Origin of the sequence: Sporocytophaga myxococcoides (assembly GCF_000775915.1) — a bacterium.
Taxonomy (GTDB): domain Bacteria; phylum Bacteroidota; class Bacteroidia; order Cytophagales; family Cytophagaceae; genus Sporocytophaga; species Sporocytophaga myxococcoides_A.
On the sequence record NZ_BBLT01000035.1, the window covers coordinates 1 to 818 of the forward strand.

1 protein-coding gene is annotated in these 818 nt (G+C 53.5%); it reads left to right on the forward strand.

Features of this window, described 5'->3' with window-relative positions:
* Positions 1 to 231, forward strand: a 231-nt coding sequence (locus MYP_RS26675; protein WP_045470067.1) for a hypothetical protein, incomplete at its 5' end; no start/stop codon positions are given.
* Between the last annotated feature and the right edge of the window lie 587 nt (positions 232 to 818).

Sequence of the window (818 nt, forward strand, 5' to 3'; positions counted from 1 at the left end):
AATTGCAATCACAGCTTCGTGGGTTACGGTTTTTTGCTTGAGCTAAACGCGGAAGAGCACGGAGCGTATAAACACGCGGGACGAGAATTTATCAGTCGCTTAGCAACCGAGATCCAGGACAGTGCGCCAATCGTCAAAGGCAGCACTTCCCGGTTTAAAGGGCGGGACCTGTCGCGCACGCCCTCGAACAAGGTTACGAAAGCAGTCGAACGCTGGCGAGCAAGTACCTAGTAGGTCGAGGCAATCTAGGCGTCCGAGAACCGGTTACGATAGCCGCTTTGGGTCGACAGCGGACTCTACAGTAGGTCTGCACTCGGCCAAAAACGGACAATTGAAGTCCATCGTAAGGATCGGAGAATTCATGTCCAGCTTGACTAAATTCATCTGGATAAGTGTCGCTTTTATCTCAGCAGTCATGCTGGCATTCTTGTCGGTACATGTCGAGCGTATAGGGCCTGAACTGGCCGTGTACGGAAATCTGTGTGGTCCAAGCGGTTCCGATTTCTGCTACAAGCCGGTACTGAAGGGGGGCTTCCCGGTCGCTTACTTATTCGACGCGCCAGGCGTTTCTAGAGAGCGAGTGCTTGCGTTCGGTGAAGACAAGCTGTCTGTAGGCGCTCTAGTTCTCGACATTGCCATCTATTTCGCGATTGTCGTGCTCGTCATGCGAGGTGTCTCGCATTTCTGGTCAGCTCGTGTGCAGGCTACAAGCCGCGTCAGAACGTAACGCAATCCGTTCGCTCCAGATATGTCCGCTTCGGGCCATTTGCGGAGGTTCAGTTTGGTCTGCACCCGTCTATAAGCGGGCGTTCCGCTAT